The sequence below is a fragment of the uncultured Methanospirillum sp. genome (assembly GCF_963668415.2).
In the GTDB taxonomy this organism is placed as follows: domain Archaea; phylum Halobacteriota; class Methanomicrobia; order Methanomicrobiales; family Methanospirillaceae; genus Methanospirillum.
In genome coordinates, this window is record NZ_CAXXDL010000001.1 from 921,425 (window position 1) to 941,667 (window position 20,243).

Sequence of the window (20,243 nt, forward strand, 5' to 3'; positions counted from 1 at the left end):
GGCAAGTCTCATTAGTACAATGGCACGGAGAAATAAATGGATTTGTCCCCATCAGGGGTTCAGTTGTCCAGGTACAGAGAGGTAGATCCAGTACCCTGCTCCCGGAACTAACGGGGTCTTGTCAGAGTTTGGTCCGGAGCCGCCTTTGATGATCGACTGTTGATATTGCTGGTGTGTTGAATCGAATCCAACGACATATGTCCAGTCTGTCAGGCACGCAAGGATGTCAGATGCAGGTTTTTGTGCCAGTCCCGGAGCACCGAATATGTTCCAGCCTGAACCGAGTGCTCTGGGGGATGTTGCCGGTCCCTGAACCCTGAGTGGAATAGTCTGTGCCTGCTCTGTATAGATCCAGTATGCATTCATTGGAGAGAGAGTATCCTTCGGGCCTACGATACTCCATCCTTTCTGTGCATCGTAGGTGAAGACCGAGTGTCCGGCACTTGGAACATTTCTGAACACTTCTGCGGTATCTGTTCCAGGCTGCATGATCATTGGGATCCCTATGAAGTTCCAGCCCGGTACAAGTTGCAGGTTCAGGATCTGATCACCGCCACTGTTGCCTACCGTGACCGGTCCTGGAATTACCGGAGAATTGATCGCGTTCCCGTTGTCATCATCGAGTTGTTTTACCTCGATCATGATCTGTGTGCTTCCAGGAGTTACTCCACTCAGGGTCAATGTAGCGAGCGGGACATTTTTCGCTCCCGGACCTACTGCCTCATTCATGTCCAGGGCCCTGATGATGTATGTCGCACCTTCACCATGGGTTGCATCAGAAAGGGTTGCCCAGTCAGGGAAGGTTACCCCGTTTATCGTTGAAATCTGCGGATTAACCGGGTATACCGACAGAATGTACCCTGAAAGGCCTTGATCTGCAGAATCTAGAGAGATTGTTGCAGTACTGCTCATTCCGACTCCTGATATCGACGCCGGTGAGATGCTGATGGTTGATGCACTGCCAGTTGCAGAGCAGAACCCTGTAAGAAGCACAATTAATATCGCAAGACACAATTTTTTCATCGGGATGCCTCCTCAAACAATGCGGTGATGTCCCCGTAATCCAGGACCCCGTTTCCATTGAAGTCAAATGCCTGGTTCGGAAGGTTTGCTTTTATCCAGTCGAAGTTATTGAAAAGTATAGGCGGATCCTGCAAGTCAATCTTCCCATTTCCATTCAGGTCCTCATATTTTCCATCACTATCAGGATCTCCCGGGATCTGAACAAACCCTGGAATCGGAACCAGGGTGGTGTTTACCGATAGATTTGCACTTCCATTCACAGTATTATTTCCTGCAGTCAGGTTGATAGCCGGGGATGGAATGGGCATCGTCAGGTTTTCAGAACTATTTCCAGAGAACACAGTCACCTGGGAGGGTGTGACATTCCCTGTTGTGTTAGTACTGTTTATTGGATGAGACAGTGGCAGTTGTGTAGCATTATCGGCAATGAGAGGAGTTGTGCCATTCGCACTCACGTTACTCAGGTTCACCGGATGTGTCTGAACGGAGGTGTTAACAGATGAGTTCGCAGATCCGTTTGAGGGGACACCTCCGGTATTGATCTTTACTGCCCAGAGATCTCCATTGCCAATGCTTCCCTGAACATCTCCATCAGAGGAGCGGGTTGTCCCAACAACAGCAAGATTTCCATCCTGCATCAGCCTGCCCCAGGACCCGCTGTCATAATTACTTCCACCGAGTGTCCGCTGCCAGAGGAGTGTTCCGTTCCCGTCGATCTCAGAGGTCCAAAGATCTGCATCACCATGGTTGCCCGGGATATCACCGTCCACAGAGAAGGTTTCACCGACAAGAAAAGCACCACCCCCCGGTGATGGCTCAACTTTCCAGACATTGTCGCTGAAATTTCCTCCATACGTCTTCTCCCAGATCAGACCACCCTGGGATGAAAGACGGAGGACCCAGATGTCTCCTGCGCCATGATTGAGATGAACATCACCATCAGATGATGCTGTCACACCGGCGACCAGGAGGTCGCCTCCCGGGAGTTCGATCAGTGAATGACCCCAGTCCAGTTTCGAACCTCCATATGACTTCTGCCAGAGCAGGGTCCCGTTTCCATCGGTCTTCACGACCCAGAGATCGCTGCTGCCGTGGTTGGAGGTCACATCCCCGTCGCTGGAGTAGGTGTTGCCGGTCATGGCGTACCCCCCGTCTGATGTTCGGATGATGCTGCTGCCACTGTCACGCTTTGATCCTCCTAACACCTTCTGCCATACGAGGGAGCCTGCCTGATCAAGGTGCATCATCCAGAGGTCTCCACCCCCGTGATGACCTGTTACATCCCCGTCATTGGACATGGTATAGCCGACCACCATATAACCGCCATCAGGAGTCGGAATAATGTCTCCTCCTTCATCGGTCATATTCCCCCCATACACATGTTTCCAGACCGGCTCTCCAGAAGATGACAGTTTTATGACCCAGAGATCGCCGTTGTCATGGTAACCCGAGATATCCCCGTTGGTTGACCCGGTTGTCCCGACAATAATGGAACCACCATCACTGAGGGTTTTCACTGAAAGACCATAATCAGAACCATTTCCGCCATATGCATGGTTCCAGAGTGGCTTGCCATCAGGGCCAAACCGCACAACCCAGAGATCCCCCTGACCCTTCGCACCGGAGATATTGGCATCTTCAGAGTACGCAATCCCGGTAATGATCATCCCGTTATCAGAGGTTGTATCTATGCTGTAACCCCATTCCTCTGCGGCCTGACCACCCAGAGTCTGCTGCCAGATAATTTCTCCCGGGGCTGCAGAGACAATCTGCATGAGCAGCAGCAACCCACATACTAAAAATCCTACGAACACCTGTTTCATAGACCCATTACCCCACGCCTGAAAAGATAGTTCTGAGGATATATGGGAAAAACTAATATCAAGGTTTCGTGAAGGGATCCATAAAAGGTATGTTCGGCTGTATCCCGCTGATTATATAAGTAGCAATTCAGAAGCCGCGGAAGAATTACAGTTGAAACAGGAGTTCGTTAAGCGAACAAAAAAAAGAAGAAAGTATCTCTAGATTTACGCGGTGAGATTGGATACCGTCTTGTTTACTACTTCTTTTACAGCTTCTTTTACTGCTGTCTTGACAGGAGTATCTGAAGGCAGAGTTGCATTGGTTGCATTAACTGCAGAGCCAGTAATGTTTGCTGTAACCTCGGCCTTTGCTGGAGTTTTCTTGTCATCCTTGGTCATGTAGACGCCAGCACCAATGAAGTAGGTTCCATCTACGCTTGCAACGTAGGATACCTTGTTCATGATAGTTCCCTGTTTCAGCGGGTTTATTTCCTGGTACTTGACAAATCCAACGCCTGGAATCTTTGCTACGTCAACCATCTGCTGAACGTAGCGAAGACCGGTTGAGTCAGTGGCGGAGATCATATTCTTGCCAACTGATCCCAGATCATATGGAAGTGCAAGTGCCTTTCCATCAGTGTCATAGGCAAAGATGTACATCTTGTCGTTGGAGAACTGGCTTGATGGGCTGTTAAAGGTTGCAAGAGCAGTGGTCTTGCCGCTGTTAAGTGCAAAGGTTCTTGCATCATTCACAAACTTGACCAGGGTATCATTCACAAGGTCAGGTTCTGTTGTAGTGACATTTGCTGCCTTACCGCTGGTTGCATTTACCTTTGCTGCCGGAGAGGTAGCATTGACTGCCTTATCGGTAACATTCACACTGGTTGCTTCCTGAGCGGGAACAGTCTTGTTTACATCAAGGGCACCAGTTGCCTTTACAGTAGAATTGTTCACAGACTCCGCAAATGCTCCGGAGACGAGCAGGGAGACGAGAACCGTGAGGACACATCCAATCCAGAAGATTGATCTCATGCACCTATAATTCTCTACGAAGGTATATATGAATGATTGTCATCTCTCAGCAACGTGAGAGATACACGGGAAAAGAAAGGATCTACTCCGGCTAAAATTAGCAGGGGTACAGTCTGATTTAAAAAAGTCGACCCGGCTTAGATAAAAATGATCTGAATCAGAGAGTGATCTCTGACCACTTGGATCCAGGAACACCACAGATGGGACAATTTCCCGGGGCTTTGTCGAGAGCAACATTTCCACAGACCGGACAGAGATAGATATGATCTGCCTGAAGGTCTATTCCTGACTTAATTGCAGTAAGGGCCTTCTCATAGAGACCGGCATGGACCTGTTCAGCCTTCATTGCGAAGGTGAACGACCTGGTAGCATCTGCATTCGCTTCAGCCTCGGACTCTTTTATAAATCCGGGATACATCTCGGTGAACTCTTCAGTCTCTCCGGCAACAGAGACTGCGAGATTTTCAGCAGTAGAACCGATGCCTAGAACTGAGAGATGACGGCGTGCATGGATGGCTTCTGCTTCTGATGCAGCACGGAAGAGTTTTGCTACCTGAGGAAATCCTTCTTCTGTTGCCTTCTCAGAGAATGATGCATATTTGCGGTTTGCCTGAGATTCTCCGGCAAAGCCTGCTTTCAGATTGTCCTTGGTTGCCATACCGGATCAGTATTACAGATGGCCATAAATTAGTTCTGATATCCGAATGTTCGTACCGGCAGAATCACATGAGGATGCATCGTGACAACCATACCATTCACATCCTTATGGATGAGGTGACAACAGAGATACTATGAGGCGGATGCGGGACATTGACGTTCATGACCGTCCGAGGGAGAAGATGGTGCTCAAAGGAGCAGTGTCTCTTGAAGATCATGAACTCATCTCTGCTATTCTGGGAAAAGGGACCCCGAACCGTGACATCATCTCAATCTCAAGAGAGGTTGCAGATCTCTTACAGAAGGAGGACCTTCCAGGCTACGATCAGCTCATCAGTGTCGAAGGTATTGGGCAGTCGAAGGCATGTGTTCTTCTGGCATGTTTTGAGATTGCCCGAAGATACGGGAAGCCATCAGATGAGCCCACACGTAAAATAACCCGGCCTGACGACATTCTTCAGCTGCCGGAGATCACTGAGACCAGGTATAAAAAGCAGGAGCATTTCCTGGTTGTAACCCTGAACGGGGCATCAGAAGTGATACAATCGAGAACTATCACAATGGGTCTGCTCAATCACAGTCTTGTGCATCCCCGTGAGGTATATTGTGATGCGATATCAGACCGGGCTGCCTCAATCATCTGTGTTCATAATCACCCATCAGGAAACCTCGAACCAAGTTCACAGGATATCCAGATCACGACCCAGCTTGTACAGGCTGGAAAAATTCTGGGCATACCCCTTCTGGATCATATAATAATCTCAAAGACCGGGATCACCTCATTGAAGGAAGGAGGGTATCTGTAACCACACTTATATTGAAACAAGATTACCCCGATCTATACCATCTGATAATGAATTCGATTAATATAGCTTTTTTCTGACATCATCGGTTATAATATAGTTTCGTGAACACACCGAACCTCCTTCAGTCAGTTCAAGTATCAGGCCCGAATAATCAGACATCACATCCTTCTGCTCCAACAGGGGATAGAGGTTTAATAATTTGGGCTTTTTTTCCAAAGAAAACGGTCTTCCAGGCAGCGCAATGGCCGGGAGCCCATACCCGCTTTTTCGTTGAATTCCGAAGAATGATAGTAGTAACAAACTAGGTTTAGAAATGTAGTAAAGGAAAATTTTACCCGGAAATGGAAAATGCCTCATCAATTCGAAATATTCTCTTCCGAATCATTAAATAACGATGATGATGAGTAAAGATATGGTAAAAACCATGAGTGAACAGAAGCGAGTAAAAGCAGGAGAGAAGGTCGGTCCGGGAAAATACGTCTGTGTGGATTGCGGAAAGACATACGAGATGACCGATGCAGAACAGGATCTTCGTCACTGCCCTGCATGTGCTTGTGAGATGTACGACTGCTTCCCGATTACTCATATCAGGGACGATGTAAAAACCCCGGAAGATGCTACACACCCACCGAAGCGCTCGTAACCGGCTTCAGCCTGTCCCGGCAGGAACTCAGGTATTGCCTTATGAATATCCCCCACCCCCCGAGGAACATAAATGGTTAATGTATCAGAGCAAGGACAGGTCTTTGAATGTGAGATCTGCGGAAACGTGGTAAAGGTTATCGAAGTCGGAGGCGGCGAGCTGATCTGTTGCGGTGAGCCGATGGTCCTGCAGGAGTGATCCAATGACAACTGGAATGGATGACCTTGAGAAGAAGATCGGAAAAGTACCCAGAATATTCAAAAAACTGGCTGAAACAGATCCTGATATTCACGAGATGATTCTCAAACTTGATCAGTATATCTGGGATGACGGGGCACTCTCGCGAAAGACAAAGAAACTGATTGCTATTGCAATTGCCACCTCAATGAGAGATCAGCATGCAATCAAGGCACAGATGGCAGGCGCGAAGAGCCTTGGAGTAACCAAGGATGAAGTTGAAGAGGCTCTCAGAGTCGCATACATGCTTGCCGGTATGCCGGCATATGTGAATGGCAAGATCATTGAAGAAGAGGTCATGTGATATGAACTGCGATGAAGAGTTTGAATGCGACTGTATCAGCCTTCCCATACTCGGTGCCCCGGCTCCGGACTTTGAGGCTGTTACCACCCAGGGGACTATTACCTTATCAGAACTGCAGGGACAGTGGATTGTACTCTTCTCCCACCCTGCCGATTTCACACCGGTCTGCACAACTGAATTCATCGCTTTTGCCCAGGTTTATGATGAACTCAAGGCGATGAACACGCAGCTCATTGGTTTATCAATTGATAGTGTTCATTCCCATATTGCCTGGATAAGAAATATCAAAGAGAAGATGGGTGTTGAGATCCCATTCCCGGTGATTGCAGATCTTGATATGAAAGTTGCAACATTGTATGGGATGGTTCACCCGGGTCAGAGTAGCACAGCAACGGTGAGGACAGTCTTCTTCATCGATGACAAAGGGATACTCAGGGCAATGATCTATTACCCGCTCAGTAACGGGAGATCAATCCCAGAGATAGTAAGGCTTGTAAAAGCCCTTCAGACCTCTGACAAAGAAGGAGTAGCAACACCGGCCAACTGGCAGCCAGGGGACAAAGTCATTGTTCCACCTCCAAAGACCGTAGAAGAGGCAGATAAGAGGATAACTGAAGGATACGATTACAAAGATTTTTACCTCTGCTTCAAAGAATCCTGACCCCTCTTCTTTTATCAGCAAACCACCAACACTGGATGATATGGGGATCAGGGTTCTTGCCATTTCTGGAAGCCCTCGCAGACATGGCAATTCAGAACAACTGTTGGACTGGGTTCTTTCATCGATGGGTAACCAACCAGATGTATCAGTCCAGAAGATCGCCCTTGCAGATGCAGATGTCAGGCCATGCCGGGGCTGCAATGCATGTGAGCGGTTAAACCAGTGTGTCATCCGGGATGGTATGGATCAACTACATGATCAGATCCTTGAAGCTGACTGCATCATTGTATCATCACCTATCTACTGCATGAGTGTCTGTTCCCAGGTAAAAGCCCTCATTGACCGGGCACAGGTATTCAGATCCCGGAAGTATGTACTAAAACTGCCGGTTGTTCCACCAGAACGGAAAGGAAAACGACTTGGTCTCTTCATCTCTACAGCCGGACAGGACTGGAGTTACGTGTTCGATGCCGCCATACCGGTAATAAAATGCTTTTTTCATGTGATCGAGGTCAGGGATCGTGACATCGGATATCTGATGATAAATCACGTAGATGAGAAAGGGGCAGTGCTGCACCATCCGACTGCGCAAGAGGATGCGATGAAGAAAGGCACTGAGATAATCTCCATACTCAAAGAGAGGCTCTTTGCATGACCGGGGAGATAAGAGTCATCGGAGTGCTAGGAAGTCCCCACAGGAATGGTAATACTGAGATCCTGCTTGATACCTTTTTGAAGGGTGCAACAGAAGCTGGAGCCGAGACAGAGAAGGTGATCCTGAGCAGATTATCATTCTCCTCATGCAAAGGGTGCAATGCCTGTCATAAAACGGGAGAGTGTATTCTGAAAGATGATGTTCATCCGATTTTTGAGCGGATGCTGAGTGCAGACTGCCTTGCAATATCGTCCCCCATCTATACCATGGGTATAACCACCGAACTGAAGGGGTTCATTGACCGTGCCCACTACATCTGGGTCAGACATTTTAAACTTAAAACCCATCCACTTCCCTCAGAAAAGAAAATTCTTCACAGGGGATACTTTCTCTCAACCGCAGGAATGGATCGTGATGATGTCTTCTCGACTGCTGTCCCCATGATGACAGCACTGTTTAACATATTCGGGTTTTCGTACTGCGATAACATCCTGGCAAAAGATATGGATGGATACGGAGGCATTATAGGAAACCCTGATATCCTTGCCTCTGCGTACCAGAGTGGAAATGATGCAGTGAGAGGCATACTGGCAAAAGAGCCGTGCAATATAGTAAAGTAAGGTTAAAAATTTAATACACCTGATCTGAAATGGAAATGTTATTGAACCCAATAATCGGGTACCGTTCCATAGTTCTCCAGAACGGCATTTTTTCAAGATCAGGAATATTGAATTGAATTATATTCAACCCCTTTTTCAGACTGATCTCGTGAGCATAACTACCTTGATTTGGTGTTACTATGATGTTTCCTTGGATCTGTCCTTCAGAGATTATATTAAGAGTTCTATTTTGAGAATTGCTTCTCCCTTGAAATCTCAATTCAACTACTCTGTCATTTGGAGATAATGTAGCAAACGTACCATTATTTTCCATCCACCGAAATGCCTTTCCATTCTCATCTTTGATCTGGCTCCAGCCAGTTGTGTAATCTATAAATTGTATGGATGAATCAAAAATATCAGGATTAAAAGTATTTTTTGCAAATATGTGAACATTGTTCAAATTTACAGGAAGCGCTGAAAGGTCCAGATCACCATTTATATATCCTTTCCCATATTGGATGACAGCCTTTTTCTGATCGATAAAGGCGTTATTATCAATTTTATCAAGAAGAGAAATATAATCAATACCAGATAATTCTTTTCGAATAGTATTGTTATAAATCATAAAATATGGGAATCCTTTCTCATAGGCATGCTCTGTATAAAGTGATCTTTCCCCAAATATTTCATAATCGGGATTATATAGGCTTGGGTAGGTTACCATTACTGATTTGGATAACTGATTAAAGGTCAGATAATTATCGCCTCTATGATCCATGAGACAACCAACTGTGGTGCTTCCTGTTGATAAAAGTGCGATCAGAAGTATGAGAGAGACCACATAATTTGAATTGTACTCGGTGATCAATGCCACAACTACAAATAATAGCGGGATTATCCAGACAACATACCTGAAGATGTACATCATCCCACAATTCCAATTTATTGTTGTTGTGCTGGCAAATCCAAGAGCCAGAATAATCCCCCAAATAAATAATATGCGTGAATCATGTTGAATTATGATAGAATAGGGGACCAGAATAACTGAAATTATCAAAATTAGTGGAAGATATACTATGATTCCAGAGTTTAAATCACCAAATATCCCTAACACCCTCTCCCAGGATATCAGCGAGAAACTTGCTGCACCAATAAACATTTGAGGGTTGGTCGTATGAAAAAAATAATAACTGTAGATGTAGGGGAGAAGGGAGATAGAAGATATTGCAATGAGACAGATCAAACTCTTAATCTTAAAGGTGTAAGATCTCCAGCCAGATAGAGTCAAAGCCAATGATAGAACCGCAAGTGGAGGATTCTGTAACGAAGCCAATGAGGAAAAGAGGACTGCCAGATAATAATTTTTGTTATCTGATAGAAATCCAAAGAACAGAGACAACGTAACAAAGCAAAACGAAAATACTTCGGTATGAGTCCAGTGTATATACAAAAGAACAGGTGATGAGATGCATATAGCGATGTACCAAAAATGTTTGGGTTTTATTATTGTATCATATCGATACATAACAAACATCGTTATAATCAGCAAAAAAATATTGAAAAATTGAAATGCCTTCAATTCATTTAAGGAAAAAATATGCAGGAGATAAAATAAAGGCAATACAAAGAGAGAATAAAACCAGAGATGAGATGCTTCTAGAGTTCCCTTTAGTGATGCAATGTATCCCGCAGTTAAATTGGCAGTAATACCATTTTCATCATATATTTTTTGCTTTAACTCTGCATCTTGAATCCTGTAATCAGGAGACAAATGATTAAAAAGTGAAATCGTCATCCCTACATATTCATTTCCGTCTCCATTGATTGCCGGATGAAACAAAAATCCTCCAACAAGAAGAACACATGATGAAAAAATAATCAGAAACAGTGTAAGCATCCGGATGTTAGCAATAAAATAATTATTTAGATTTATCAGATTTGAACGAAAATACATCTGGATAAATATAAACATTGAGTTTATTTTTATCTAGTCATCAGGAGCACAAACATCTCATTGTATGATCTCCGAACACTTTCGCCCTGTGCCCTTCCTAATTTATATACCACCACGATGAGGTATCGGTAGATGCAGGGAACAGACCTCGTCTCTGTGAGCCAGAGGTGGCAGGCACGAATAACTGCCTCACCAGACTACGTGATTGTGCCTCATGACAATGTATTCCGAATGGGGCTTCATGCCTCAGCGATCGGCGAATCAGTCTATGATCAGTTCGGGCAGTACTATCGTGAGTTCTTTAGCAGATATGCCGGAGTTCCAGTTGAAGATGCCATCCCCGGCTCGCCGGTAATAAATGAAGACGGAGAATGTTACCATGTACAGCATACCCGGCCGATATACCTCTCTTCCCGTAGCCAGCCAGACCCGAAAGTTCTGGATGAACTCAGGCTCATCAGGGGTATCGGTCCAAAGGGAGCAGAAAATCTCAAGCAACGAAGCTGTAGAACAATACCCGAACTCTCTCACCACCGCAGGTATCAGAAGGGTGCTACTCATGTACTTGAGGTCCTCAATGCAGGCCCTGCAGGAGTTACGCACCTGATCAGATCACGGCTCGGCCCATCACATCCCCTCGGCCTTATTGCATCAGAAGGGTTTACACCTGAAAAGATCAGGTTCCTGGACCTCGAGACCCTTGGCATCTTTGGCAGGCCTGTCATTCTTTTTGGTATCGGGTGCCCCGGCCCCGGGGGACTTGTCATCCACCAGTTCGTGCTCAGGGACATCACAGAGGAGCCTGCTGCATTAACTGCAGTCAGAGAACTTCTGGATGGTGCCGATGCCCTCGTAAGTTATAACGGGAGGAGTTTTGATCTGCCGTACCTGAATGAGCGGTATGCATACTACGGATTTGATCCCCTGCCTGAACTCCCTCATATCGATCTACTCCATTACACACGAAGGATGTGGAAAAACCAGATTCAGGACTGCAGGCTCTCGACGATAGAACGAGGGTTCCTTGGTGTAGAGCGTGAACACGATCTTCCCGGCATGTTGGTCCCGGAGTGGTACCTGAAGTACCGTGATACCGGGAACTGTGGTCCGCTGGTACCGATAGTCAGACATAACGAGCAGGATATAGCCAGTCTTCCTCTTCTCCTCAATCTGCTCAGGAGCAAAGCACGTGAGTGTTGCTGACTTTCTAGATCTTATAGCAGAAAATCCACGTTTTTCACGCTACATTGCACATATCAGGATCATTCCCGGGCATGATCCCGTATTCGGAGATGTGAGAGACCAACTCAATGAGCCATTACAAAAGTACCTCAACGATATCGGAATACGTCTCTATGCTCACCAGGCAAAAGCCATTGATGCAGTCGGTACAGGGCAGGATACCATCCTTTGTACACCAACAGCCTCGGGAAAGACTCTCGCGTTTATGCTTCCCTTCTGCCACATGAGGATACAGGATCCATCGGCAACCGCACTAGCCATCTACCCTGCAAAAGCACTTACCAGGGATCAACTCGCGAATGCAAAGGCAATCAGTGAAGCCACAGGGATATCGTTGTATCCAGCGATCTATGATGGAGACACCCCCCGCCATGACCGGCCTGCCATCAGGAGCAAGGCAGGTCTCGTGCTTACCAACCCCCATGAGATCCACCATATTCTGCCCTGGCATCACCAGTGGTCGGTCTTCTTCTCACATCTGAAATACATCATCATAGATGAGGCACACCAGTACCGCGGAATCTATGGCAGTCACATGGCACTCCTGATCAGAAGGCTGCTCCGGATCTGTGCACATTACGGATCGCACCCGACCTTCTTCCTCTCTTCTGCAACCCTTGCAAACCCTCATGAGTTTGCAAAGGAACTGACCGGGCGCAAATTTCAGGTCATCGATGAATCAGGGGCACCTGCAGGGGTTCGGTACTTCATACTCTACAACCCGTACACCGGAGGATTTGCTGAAAAGTCAGTCTACACCGAGAGTGCAACTCTGCTCGCATCTTTGGTAGAGACCGGGCTCCAGACCCTCTGCTTCACCGGTTCACGGAAGATGACCGAGGTAGTGACTACCTGGGCGAGAGAACGGTTGAGTGAGGGTGGACCCGACAAGACCGGAAAAATTGCTGCATATCGTGCCGGTTATCTTCCTGAAGAGCGGAGAAACCTTGAGCATCGACTAAAGAGCGGAGAGTTGAAAGGGATTGTTTCAACCAACGCCCTTGAGCTCGGTATCGATATCGGATCCCTTGATGCGGTTGTGATGACAGGGTATCCCGGGACCATGATGTCGACCTGGCAACAGACCGGAAGGGCAGGACGAGGGGCTGGCCCGTCGCTTGCAATACTTGTCAGCTTTCAGAACCCTCTCGACCAATACTTTATGGATCATCCTGAGGAGTTCTTCGGCTCATCACACGAGCACGCGATCATCACAACGAAAAATCCGTATATTCTATCTGGACAACTTCTCTGTGCTGCTGCAGAACTCCCCCTAATTCCTGACAATGATCAGAAGTGGTTTGGAAACGGGATTGAGAGTCACCTCGATGCTCTTACCGGTGCAGGTCTGTTGACGAGAACCAACCGTGGCTTTGTGTACTCAGGGCGAAAACGTGCGGTTGAACTGGTTTCTCTCTCCGGTACCGGGGAGACCTGGACGATAGAAGAGAAGGGAAGAGTGCTTGAGACGGTGGATCTCGGCCAGGCCTGTAGAGAGGCCCATCCGGGGGCGGTCATCATGCACCAGGGCGAGAAGTACCTGGTCAACAGATGGGATCATGAGCATCACCGGATCCTTGCAGATGCAGCAGATGTGGAGTATTATACCAGGCCAAATCAGCAGACAACAGTAACGATCGTAAAAGATTCTGCATCAAAACCGATTCCTGGTGCACTGCTCCATTTCGGAGAGGTAGAGGTATCAGAGTCCTACAGCGGATATCGCAAGATCATCAGGCAGACCACAATTGGATCAGAACCCCTTACTCTTCCACCGATAACTTTTACGACCACGGCGTTATGGATGGTTATTGATCAGGAGATCATAGCAAAGATCAGCAACGAAACCTGTGACATCCCTGGGACCCTTCACGGTGCAGAACATGCCCTGATTGCCATGACCCCGTTCTTTGTCCTCTGTGACCGGTGGGATCTCGGAGGTCTCTCAACCGCAATAGATCACCAGACCGGATCATCAACGATTTACATCTATGATGGATATGAAGGGGGAGTGGGACTTGCGGAGCGTGCATACGAACTCTTCGGAGATATATCCAGAATTGCTGCGAATCTTGTTGCAGAATGCAGATGTGCATCAGGATGTCCGGCATGCATCCACTCACCAAAGTGTGGTAACGACAACCAGCCCCTTGACAAAGCAGGGACGATCATGCTGCTTAAAAAACTGGCAGGATTGTGAAGAGGCAAATATCTCAAAACGGAAGAAGAGTTATTTCTTTTCAGGCTGTGGCTGGCAGGCTGCAACCCTCTGTTTATAGTGTTCAGTAATTTTATTGATGTGGGCTATCTTATCCATTTCTGGGCCGTAAAGGGCATAACCCCGTTTGTCAACACCCACAATCCGGTATGCTTTTCTGAGAACATCAGGAACTTTTGCTGACGGAATCCGGTTCATGTTCATGAAGTTGTCAATCTGTACCTGGAAGTGTTTCTGAAGAAGAGCACGCATCTCAGTGATCATCGCCTTGAACTCCCTGATATCTTCCATATTCCAGGAGCGAATCTTCACCTCAAGCTTTTCGATATAATCAATAACCTCCTTACTGTTATCAATGTGCTCGTCAACTGCCTGTGAGAGTGCCTGCTCTGCCATATCAGCGCTGTTAATTGTATCGTAATCCACGGATACCACCTCCGATGCAGAGAATTTGTATTATCTTTCTCATTCACGATACATCAAGATTGTTAAGTACCAGGAGTCAGGGAGGGGCAAGACGATATTGAATCAAACAGGTTTCAGATCCATTCTGACGACTGGATCAATGAATTAATTCTTTCAGATCTGATAATTTCAACATTTTTGCCACAGGATTATATACCCGGTCTGCTGACGAGAATACTGATGGATTCTGATACCCTTGAGCAGTTGGTTGATATTCCGTATCCACAGCATCCTCATTGTGCAACGGTTCTGGTACTTGATACCTCGGCTTCAATGAAAGGGGCAAAGATAGCTGAACTGAATGAAGGCCTAAAAATCCTGGCTGATGAACTTATTCAGGATGATCTGGCTGCAAAGAGGATCGATCTTGCCATCATCTCCTTTGGGAGGACTGTTGAAGTCATACAACAGTTCACCGGAATAAGCCAGTTCGAACCCCCTGAACTCGAAGTAGGCGGGTACACACCGATGGGAGCTGCGATACTTGAGGCTGCTTCACTTATTGAGAAACGCAAGGCTGAATACCGTGAGACCGGAGTGGACTATTATCGTCCCTGGATCTTTCTGGTCACAGACGGACAGCCGACAGACATGTCCCGGGGTGATGCCAGGTGGCAGGAGGTTATTCAGGTGATCCACAGTGGAGAAGCAGATAGAAAATTCCTCTTCTGGGCACTTGGCGTGGACCAGGCCAACATGACAGTCCTTCGTGAACTCTCTCCCCCGAACCGCACGCCACTCCAGCTCAAAGAGGCACAGTGGTCAGACATGTTTCTCTGGCTCTCCAGAAGTCTGGCCAAAATATCAGACTCACGTATCGGGGAACAGATCAGTCTTGAAAACCCAACAGGTCCAGACGGGTGGGGCGTTGTACCCCTCTGATCTTCTGATGGCAGCACAAAAACAGAACCAGAACTCCCGGGCAGTAACATGAGTGTCAGGATATTTGGAGATTCAGTCCGGGGAAGCAGACACATACAATCCGGCCAGCCATGCCAGGATGCATATGCGGCTTTGTGTTCAGGAAACACCTGGGGAGTTGCAGTAGCTGACGGACTTGGAAGTGCTGAGCATGCCGATACAGGAGCACGAATTGCGGTGGAAACTGCATCTCGTGCAGTAGTCGCTGATCCTGAATCACCTGATCTCCAGCCTGAAGAGCGGATAAAACAGGCATTTCTCAAATCCCGGGAGGCTGTGCTTGCGGAGGCAGAGGAGCAGGGGATGGCTCCGGCAGAGTTTGCATCAACACTGATCGTTGCCTGCTACTCTGATAAAAAGATCACCATAGGACATATCGGAGACGGGATTGCCGTAGGTATCAGAGAGGTGAATGTGGTTATTCTGTCACCACCAGGCGAGAGTGAATATGCAAACGAGACGGCCAGCCTTATGCAGGCAGACTGGGAGAGACAACTCCGCATTACTCCTACGATTGAGATAGATCACGCAGTCATCGTAACTGACGGATGCCAGGGAGCAGTTGCAGTAAAACGTGGTGGCGGATATCAGCCTCATGAGCCATTCATTCTTCCTTTACTCTCGTTCATAGAAAAAAAAGTTCAAACCGGACACAATCCTGAACCTGACATCACCACATTGCTCTCTTCCAGAAAAATGCAGGAACTTTCAGGTGATGACAAGACCATGGTGATTCTGTTCAGGGAACAAGTTTCTCAAAGAGAATCGTGAAGGATTACGAATGGCTGCACTTTTTACCGGAAACCGCCCGCCACGGCTGCAGGTTGATCGGAGCCTAATACCGGTTCAGAGTGGAGCCGGTGTAAAGACTGAGATCCTCACGATCATGAACGAAGGGGGAGGCATTCTCAAGGGAACTGCCATTTCAGATGTGAAATGGATCAGAATCCCCAACCCACGTATAGAGACACCATTTCTAGTTCCTTTCAGAATCGAGATCACACCTGAACGCTCTTCTACCGCCAGCCCAAAAAAAGGGGCCGTAACCATCATCACCAACGGAGGAACGGCAAAGATCAACGTTGAATATATTGCCCATCCTGCGGCAAAGCCTGGTATTGCACTTGATGAACGCCAGTTTCAGTTCTGTAACCTCCGTAAAGGTGATGACTTCTCCTTTGATCTCATGGTCCGGAACACGGGAAGCGGACTTCTTAGTGGCACTGTTGAGTCAGAGTCGGACTGGATAGAAGTCAAAACCAGAACACTCTGGACACAGAGCATACAGGCAGTTCAGGTCATAATAAAAACTTCCAAGGCGCCAGGTGCAAGGCAGCCTACCGGAAGAATCAGGATAAGAAGCACAGGAGGAGAACTGGTTGTCCCCGTATCGATCAATTTCAGGAGCGGTGATGGTCCGGTAATGAAACTCTCACCATCCCGGATCAGGTGTATATGGGACAAGAGAGGGATCATCGAAGAGACACTCACCATCCAGAACGAAGGTACAGGAATTCTGAGAGGGACAATCCCTGCACCGGTTCCCTGGATTAAGATCCTGCCATCAATCTTCCCTGTTGAAAAAAGCACGAAGATTCTGTTTAAAATTGATACCCGGATGCTCGAACCGGATCGGAGCATGAGCGTACCGATCCAGATCATAACCAACGCGGGTATGCAGATCCTCACCCTTGAAGTTGTACCCGGCAGACGCACGCCGGTGCAGGTCAGGAAAACACGGGCATCAATTAGACAACAGCCACGAGCCAGGCTCACAGCCTATGAACCTGACGGGAGGGTATGCACCCTGATCTCAACAGGGAAATCCGGAGGAGAGGGAGAGATCTACTTTCTGGCGGGTGATGATTCCAGGTGTGCCAAGATCTTTCATCCCCATCGAAGGACCCAGGAGATAGATGATAAGATCCGCACAATGGTTGCCTCACCTCCTGACAATGAGTTGCTGCAATTTTTGACATGGCCACTCAAACCGCTTACCGATCTACCCAGAGGAGGCAGGATCATCGGATACATTATGCGACGTATCCCAGAGGAGTTCAGATCTGTTCACCTCTGGTATGATGAACCCCAGGAGACAGGGAGAAGAAACCCGCATGGACGTATGGCAGCATCCCTTCAGCTTGCCAGATTGGTGGCAGGAATACACAAAGCAGGGCACGTCATCGGAGATCTGCGTGAGAACAACCTGCTGATTAATGACCGCGGCGAACTCGTTCTCATTGATACCGACTCGTTTCAGATCAGTGACAAAAAATGCAGGCGGATATTCTGGAGCCGGGTTGGAACCGGCGAGTATCTGCCTCCTGAACATCTTGACGGGTCGTTTGCTGAGTCAGGGTGTGATCGCAGGTACGGTGATCACTTTGCACTGGCAGTTCTCATCTTCAGGTTTATGATGGACGGTGTGCACCCATTCCAGGCAAAAGGTCCGCTTGTCAGGGATGCACCGGCAACAACCGACAAGATTCTGCTCGGGTACTTTGCATTCGAGAGCCGGATGAATGGGATCTCACCGCCAGACTATGCACCCCCATACTCATCCCTTCCATCCCATGTCCGGACACTCTTCAAGGAGACTTTTGTATCAGGACTCCGATCCCCCCATATCAGGCCTGGTGCTGCAAGATGGGAAACCGTGCTCTCTTCACTCATTCTCCAGGATAAAAAAAGCCTGCAAAAGACAATAGATCAGAACTCCATTGATAAGCAAAGACCAGACCGGATTGAACTGGGCAGTTGGAGTGACAAGGACTCACCGGAGACCCGCAACGCAGGGATACTGTTTCGTACAGAAACTGGAATCATCACCTCGTTCGGGCAAGACACACAGGTATTTCTGGTAAACAAAGGTATCCGGATACCAGATTCAGAGGTGCAACGTGTCCAGGGAATTCCCCGGTCACTGGTGCTTCCTCTTCAGATAGTAATCAGGGATAGCTTTCCTGTGGGGTGGACAATCCCGGCGATCGATCCCGGGAGATATCAACCCTGGCACATGGTTTCCGATCCAGGGAGCAGAACAGATAAAAACTGGAGAAAATTCCACTTCAACCATCATATCGCTACATGTCGCAACCTGATGGCTACCCTCATCTCTGCAAGAAAACATGGCATACAGGTGAAAAATCTGTCTGAACGAACCGTCTTTGTGGGGCCTGATGCATCGATCAGAATACTCTGCCTGCCTGGGTGGACAAAGAACGATTCTCATATTGAGAGAGGTGTGCCGCCTTCAGTCCTCATCTTCAGAATGCTGATGGACGGGTACCATCCATTCCATGCAACCGGGAGCAGAACAACAGGATCAGGATCAAACGAACGGCGGATGGCATCAGGGCTCTATCCATGGACTCACGAAGATCCTACCCTTCGACCCCCATCAGGAGCACCATCGATCAAAACGCTGCCTAAACCTCTCGTAGATCTCTTTGAAGAAGAGTTTAAAGATCGCAAGGGAGACGGAACAGATCATACCAGAATGGAGACCTGGTTTGAGGTATTTGATCAGGTGTACCGGGGATTGATCTGTTGTACTAGAGATCCCGATCACTGGTACCTTTCAGGTTCTGATGAATGTCCATGGTGTAATCAGAAACTCACAACAGCAGAAATCGTGCATATAAGGGCCCCGCAGAAGAGCAGATATTCTATCGTTCTCCTCCTCATGGCTCCAAAAGTTGCCGGACTGTTGCAGGAGCGATACAGACGCAGGCGGACCAGGAATCCCGTACGGACAGAATCATCCCGCTGGGCAACTATCCCACTTCCTCCAGAACGCATCATCTACACCCTGCTTCCCAGACAGTGCAGCAGACCCACCCTCAGTTCAGGGGAAGGGCAGCAGTTCCAGCCAGTCTGGTACACCAGATCATGTATCGTATGTATCCATCTACCAGAAAAGCCGAAAGGTGATCAGGACGAGACCCACCTGGTTCCAATATCCTGTATCCCTGAAATGATCCCTTCGCCGACTCCGGGTATGGATGAGATCACGCTTATCGATGAGATGATCTGGGTCAGCGCAATGGACAGGCTCAGAGGAGAAGGGATCGGTCAGACAGGGAAAAAACGCAGAACTAAAACCCACGAAATAACACATCGGAAAAGACCAGTGGAGATCATGCTCTTTCCTATAGATCTTCCTTTCACCGAAAACAGAAGCGGGGAGATTGAGGTATCAGAGGAGGTTCTCCCGAATCAGGGAGAACAGTCACACAAAAGAAGGAAACGGTTGAGGATCAGGGCAAGGCTTCAGACCCTCCTCAGGGACTTTATCGGCGTAGCCGAATCAGAAGAACCTTCTTGTGAGCCAGATGAGTCCGGTTCAATACGTGTACCTGGGTCTGAAGATGCTCAGCAGACCAAGTACCAGAAGGTAGCAGCCAAGGAAGAAGACCATGATCTGCATTCCCTGGACCGGTGAGACGAGCAGGAACAGACCGACAATCACCGTCAGGGTTCCCCCAAGAAGTGCAAGGATATAATACAGTTTATCTGCCGATAACCGGGAGGCGAACAGAAGCTGACCGGCACCAAGGAAGAACATCCAGACACCTAGAAATATTCCCAGTACTGACACGGCAAGATCGGGAGAGACGAGTGCAGTTATGCCAAGGCAAAGCCCAAGTATCCCGAGAAGGATCAGGGGAAGCCCGAACCCGGCACCCCGCATCATCGCTCCTGTAATGATCATACCAATTGAGATCACCAGCACAACCGCGGAAAGGACCACCCCGATGAGGCTGGTGACAAACGGGGCAAAGAGAAGAATGATGATACCGATGATCAGCGCAACCAGACCGGATGAACGCTGATTCTGCGGTGATGAGATCCAGACAAACTCCATGGACTGATATTTACTCAATCGCTATTTCTGTATAACGATAGAGAGAGTAACAGAATCATATTAAAAAATAGAAAAACGAGTGCATCGACCGGGACTCGAACCCGGGTTTAGGCGTTGGCAACGCCTAGTGATGACCACTACACTATCGATGCGT

General features: G+C 47.9%; 19 protein-coding genes and 1 tRNA gene. 12 read left to right on the top strand and 8 right to left on the bottom strand.

The features are described from left to right. Positions 1-51: 51 nt before the first annotated feature. The 4 genes from ACHZA2_RS04240 to ACHZA2_RS04255 all read right to left on the bottom strand — a co-directional run bounded on the left by ACHZA2_RS04240 (position 52) and on the right by ACHZA2_RS04255 (position 4,515). Entirely contained in the window at positions 52-1,023 is a 972-nt protein-coding gene (locus tag ACHZA2_RS04240; RefSeq protein WP_319578657.1) for a hypothetical protein, read from the bottom strand. Continuing rightward, the gene (locus ACHZA2_RS04245) at positions 1,020-2,846 is read right to left on the bottom strand and encodes a hypothetical protein (RefSeq protein ID WP_319578658.1); all 1,827 of its coding nucleotides are present in this window, start codon (positions 2,844-2,846) and stop codon (positions 1,020-1,022) included. The genes ACHZA2_RS04240 and ACHZA2_RS04245 overlap by 4 nt, the downstream gene beginning before the upstream one ends. Positions 2,847-3,050: 204 nt before the next feature. After that, positions 3,051-3,857: a cache domain-containing protein gene (locus ACHZA2_RS04250; protein ID WP_319539959.1), complete on the bottom strand. Its 807-nt coding sequence runs from the start codon at positions 3,855-3,857 to the stop codon at positions 3,051-3,053. A 157-nt stretch (positions 3,858-4,014) separates the two neighbouring features. After that, positions 4,015-4,515, bottom strand: a complete 501-nt coding sequence (locus ACHZA2_RS04255; protein ID WP_319578659.1) for a rubrerythrin family protein — start codon at positions 4,513-4,515, stop codon at positions 4,015-4,017. Positions 4,516-4,648: 133 nt separating this feature from the next. Between ACHZA2_RS04255 and radC the strand changes: the two genes are divergently transcribed. The 7 genes from radC to ACHZA2_RS04290 all read left to right on the top strand — a co-directional run bounded on the left by radC (position 4,649) and on the right by ACHZA2_RS04290 (position 8,440). Beyond that, positions 4,649-5,320 carry a DNA repair protein RadC gene (gene radC / locus ACHZA2_RS04260; protein WP_319578660.1) on the top strand — a complete coding sequence of 224 codons (672 nt, stop codon included), beginning with the start codon at positions 4,649-4,651 and terminating at the stop codon, positions 5,318-5,320. 412 nt (positions 5,321-5,732) lie between these two features. Then, positions 5,733-5,963, top strand: coding sequence for a hypothetical protein (locus ACHZA2_RS04265; protein ID WP_324291963.1), 231 nt, complete (start codon positions 5,733-5,735; stop codon positions 5,961-5,963). Positions 5,964-6,035: 72 nt separating this feature from the next. After that, positions 6,036-6,161 carry a desulfoferrodoxin FeS4 iron-binding domain-containing protein gene (locus ACHZA2_RS04270; RefSeq protein WP_319539955.1) on the top strand — a complete coding sequence of 42 codons (126 nt, stop codon included), beginning with the start codon at positions 6,036-6,038 and terminating at the stop codon, positions 6,159-6,161. A 4-nt stretch (positions 6,162-6,165) separates the two neighbouring features. Then, a complete protein-coding gene (locus ACHZA2_RS04275) occupies positions 6,166-6,504 on the top strand; it encodes a carboxymuconolactone decarboxylase family protein (protein ID WP_319539954.1) in 339 nt (112 codons plus the stop codon). A 1-nt stretch (position 6,505) separates the two neighbouring features. After that, positions 6,506-7,165: a peroxiredoxin gene (locus ACHZA2_RS04280; protein WP_319578661.1), complete on the top strand. Its 660-nt coding sequence runs from the start codon at positions 6,506-6,508 to the stop codon at positions 7,163-7,165. A gap of 40 nt (positions 7,166-7,205) precedes the next feature. Beyond that, a complete protein-coding gene (locus ACHZA2_RS04285; RefSeq protein ID WP_319578662.1) occupies positions 7,206-7,820 on the top strand; it encodes a flavodoxin family protein in 615 nt (204 codons plus the stop codon). Further along, positions 7,817-8,440 (top strand): flavodoxin family protein, encoded by a 624-nt coding sequence (locus ACHZA2_RS04290; protein ID WP_319578663.1) that lies wholly within the window; start codon positions 7,817-7,819, stop codon positions 8,438-8,440. The genes ACHZA2_RS04285 and ACHZA2_RS04290 overlap by 4 nt, the downstream gene beginning before the upstream one ends. Before the next feature lie 10 nt (positions 8,441-8,450). Here the strand turns inward: ACHZA2_RS04290 and ACHZA2_RS04295 are convergent, their stop codons facing one another. Continuing rightward, positions 8,451-10,319, bottom strand: coding sequence for a hypothetical protein (locus ACHZA2_RS04295; protein ID WP_319578664.1), 1,869 nt, complete (start codon positions 10,317-10,319; stop codon positions 8,451-8,453). A gap of 189 nt (positions 10,320-10,508) precedes the next feature. On the opposite strand from ACHZA2_RS04295, the gene ACHZA2_RS04300 reads away from it, so the two are divergent. Both ACHZA2_RS04300 and ACHZA2_RS04305 read left to right on the top strand, forming a co-directional pair. Beyond that, positions 10,509-11,579: a ribonuclease H-like domain-containing protein gene (locus ACHZA2_RS04300; RefSeq protein ID WP_319578665.1), complete on the top strand. Its 1,071-nt coding sequence runs from the start codon at positions 10,509-10,511 to the stop codon at positions 11,577-11,579. Continuing rightward, the gene (locus ACHZA2_RS04305; RefSeq protein ID WP_319578666.1) at positions 11,566-13,818 is read left to right on the top strand and encodes a DEAD/DEAH box helicase; all 2,253 of its coding nucleotides are present in this window, start codon (positions 11,566-11,568) and stop codon (positions 13,816-13,818) included. The genes ACHZA2_RS04300 and ACHZA2_RS04305 overlap by 14 nt, the downstream gene beginning before the upstream one ends. 30 nt (positions 13,819-13,848) lie before the next feature. Here ACHZA2_RS04305 and ACHZA2_RS04310 read toward each other — a convergent pair whose 3' ends face one another. Continuing rightward, complete coding sequence (locus ACHZA2_RS04310; RefSeq protein ID WP_319578667.1) at positions 13,849-14,262, bottom strand: hypothetical protein; 414 nt, start codon at positions 14,260-14,262, stop codon at positions 13,849-13,851. A gap of 219 nt (positions 14,263-14,481) precedes the next feature. On the opposite strand from ACHZA2_RS04310, the gene ACHZA2_RS04315 reads away from it, so the two are divergent. The 3 genes from ACHZA2_RS04315 to ACHZA2_RS04325 are packed head-to-tail and all read left to right on the top strand — an operon-like array spanning position 14,482 to position 19,666. After that, positions 14,482-15,183, top strand: coding sequence for a VWA domain-containing protein (locus ACHZA2_RS04315; protein WP_319578668.1), 702 nt, complete (start codon positions 14,482-14,484; stop codon positions 15,181-15,183). Positions 15,184-15,231: 48 nt separating this feature from the next. Next, positions 15,232-15,993 (top strand): PP2C family serine/threonine-protein phosphatase, encoded by a 762-nt coding sequence (locus tag ACHZA2_RS04320; RefSeq protein ID WP_319578669.1) that lies wholly within the window; start codon positions 15,232-15,234, stop codon positions 15,991-15,993. A gap of 10 nt (positions 15,994-16,003) precedes the next feature. Next, positions 16,004-19,666 carry a hypothetical protein gene (locus tag ACHZA2_RS04325; RefSeq protein WP_319578670.1) on the top strand — a complete coding sequence of 1,221 codons (3,663 nt, stop codon included), beginning with the start codon at positions 16,004-16,006 and terminating at the stop codon, positions 19,664-19,666. Here the strand turns inward: ACHZA2_RS04325 and ACHZA2_RS04330 are convergent. Both ACHZA2_RS04330 and ACHZA2_RS04335 read right to left on the bottom strand, forming a co-directional pair. Next, a complete protein-coding gene (locus ACHZA2_RS04330; RefSeq protein WP_319578671.1) occupies positions 19,568-20,089 on the bottom strand; it encodes a DUF308 domain-containing protein in 522 nt (173 codons plus the stop codon). The genes ACHZA2_RS04325 and ACHZA2_RS04330 overlap by 99 nt on opposite strands. 80 nt (positions 20,090-20,169) lie before the next feature. Next, positions 20,170-20,241, bottom strand: a tRNA-Gly gene (locus ACHZA2_RS04335). Positions 20,242-20,243 lie beyond the last annotated feature (2 nt).

Coding starts and splice junctions, on each gene's coding strand:
- ACHZA2_RS04240 (WP_319578657.1), bottom strand. CDS start 1,023: ATGAAAAAATTGTGTCTTGCGATATTAATTGTGCTTCTTACAGGGTTC.
- ACHZA2_RS04245 (WP_319578658.1), bottom strand. CDS start 2,846: ATGAAACAGGTGTTCGTAGGATTTTTAGTATGTGGGTTGCTGCTGCTC.
- ACHZA2_RS04250 (WP_319539959.1), bottom strand. CDS start 3,857: ATGAGATCAATCTTCTGGATTGGATGTGTCCTCACGGTTCTCGTCTCC.
- ACHZA2_RS04255 (WP_319578659.1), bottom strand. CDS start 4,515: ATGGCAACCAAGGACAATCTGAAAGCAGGCTTTGCCGGAGAATCTCAG.
- radC (WP_319578660.1), top strand. CDS start 4,649: ATGAGGCGGATGCGGGACATTGACGTTCATGACCGTCCGAGGGAGAAG.
- ACHZA2_RS04265 (WP_324291963.1), top strand. CDS start 5,733: ATGGTAAAAACCATGAGTGAACAGAAGCGAGTAAAAGCAGGAGAGAAG.
- ACHZA2_RS04270 (WP_319539955.1), top strand. CDS start 6,036: ATGGTTAATGTATCAGAGCAAGGACAGGTCTTTGAATGTGAGATCTGC.
- ACHZA2_RS04275 (WP_319539954.1), top strand. CDS start 6,166: ATGACAACTGGAATGGATGACCTTGAGAAGAAGATCGGAAAAGTACCC.
- ACHZA2_RS04280 (WP_319578661.1), top strand. CDS start 6,506: ATGAACTGCGATGAAGAGTTTGAATGCGACTGTATCAGCCTTCCCATA.
- ACHZA2_RS04285 (WP_319578662.1), top strand. CDS start 7,206: ATGGGGATCAGGGTTCTTGCCATTTCTGGAAGCCCTCGCAGACATGGC.
- ACHZA2_RS04290 (WP_319578663.1), top strand. CDS start 7,817: ATGACCGGGGAGATAAGAGTCATCGGAGTGCTAGGAAGTCCCCACAGG.
- ACHZA2_RS04295 (WP_319578664.1), bottom strand. CDS start 10,319: ATGCTTACACTGTTTCTGATTATTTTTTCATCATGTGTTCTTCTTGTT.
- ACHZA2_RS04300 (WP_319578665.1), top strand. CDS start 10,509: ATGCAGGGAACAGACCTCGTCTCTGTGAGCCAGAGGTGGCAGGCACGA.
- ACHZA2_RS04315 (WP_319578668.1), top strand. CDS start 14,482: ATGGATTCTGATACCCTTGAGCAGTTGGTTGATATTCCGTATCCACAG.
- ACHZA2_RS04320 (WP_319578669.1), top strand. CDS start 15,232: ATGAGTGTCAGGATATTTGGAGATTCAGTCCGGGGAAGCAGACACATA.
- ACHZA2_RS04325 (WP_319578670.1), top strand. CDS start 16,004: ATGGCTGCACTTTTTACCGGAAACCGCCCGCCACGGCTGCAGGTTGAT.
- ACHZA2_RS04330 (WP_319578671.1), bottom strand. CDS start 20,089: ATGGAGTTTGTCTGGATCTCATCACCGCAGAATCAGCGTTCATCCGGT.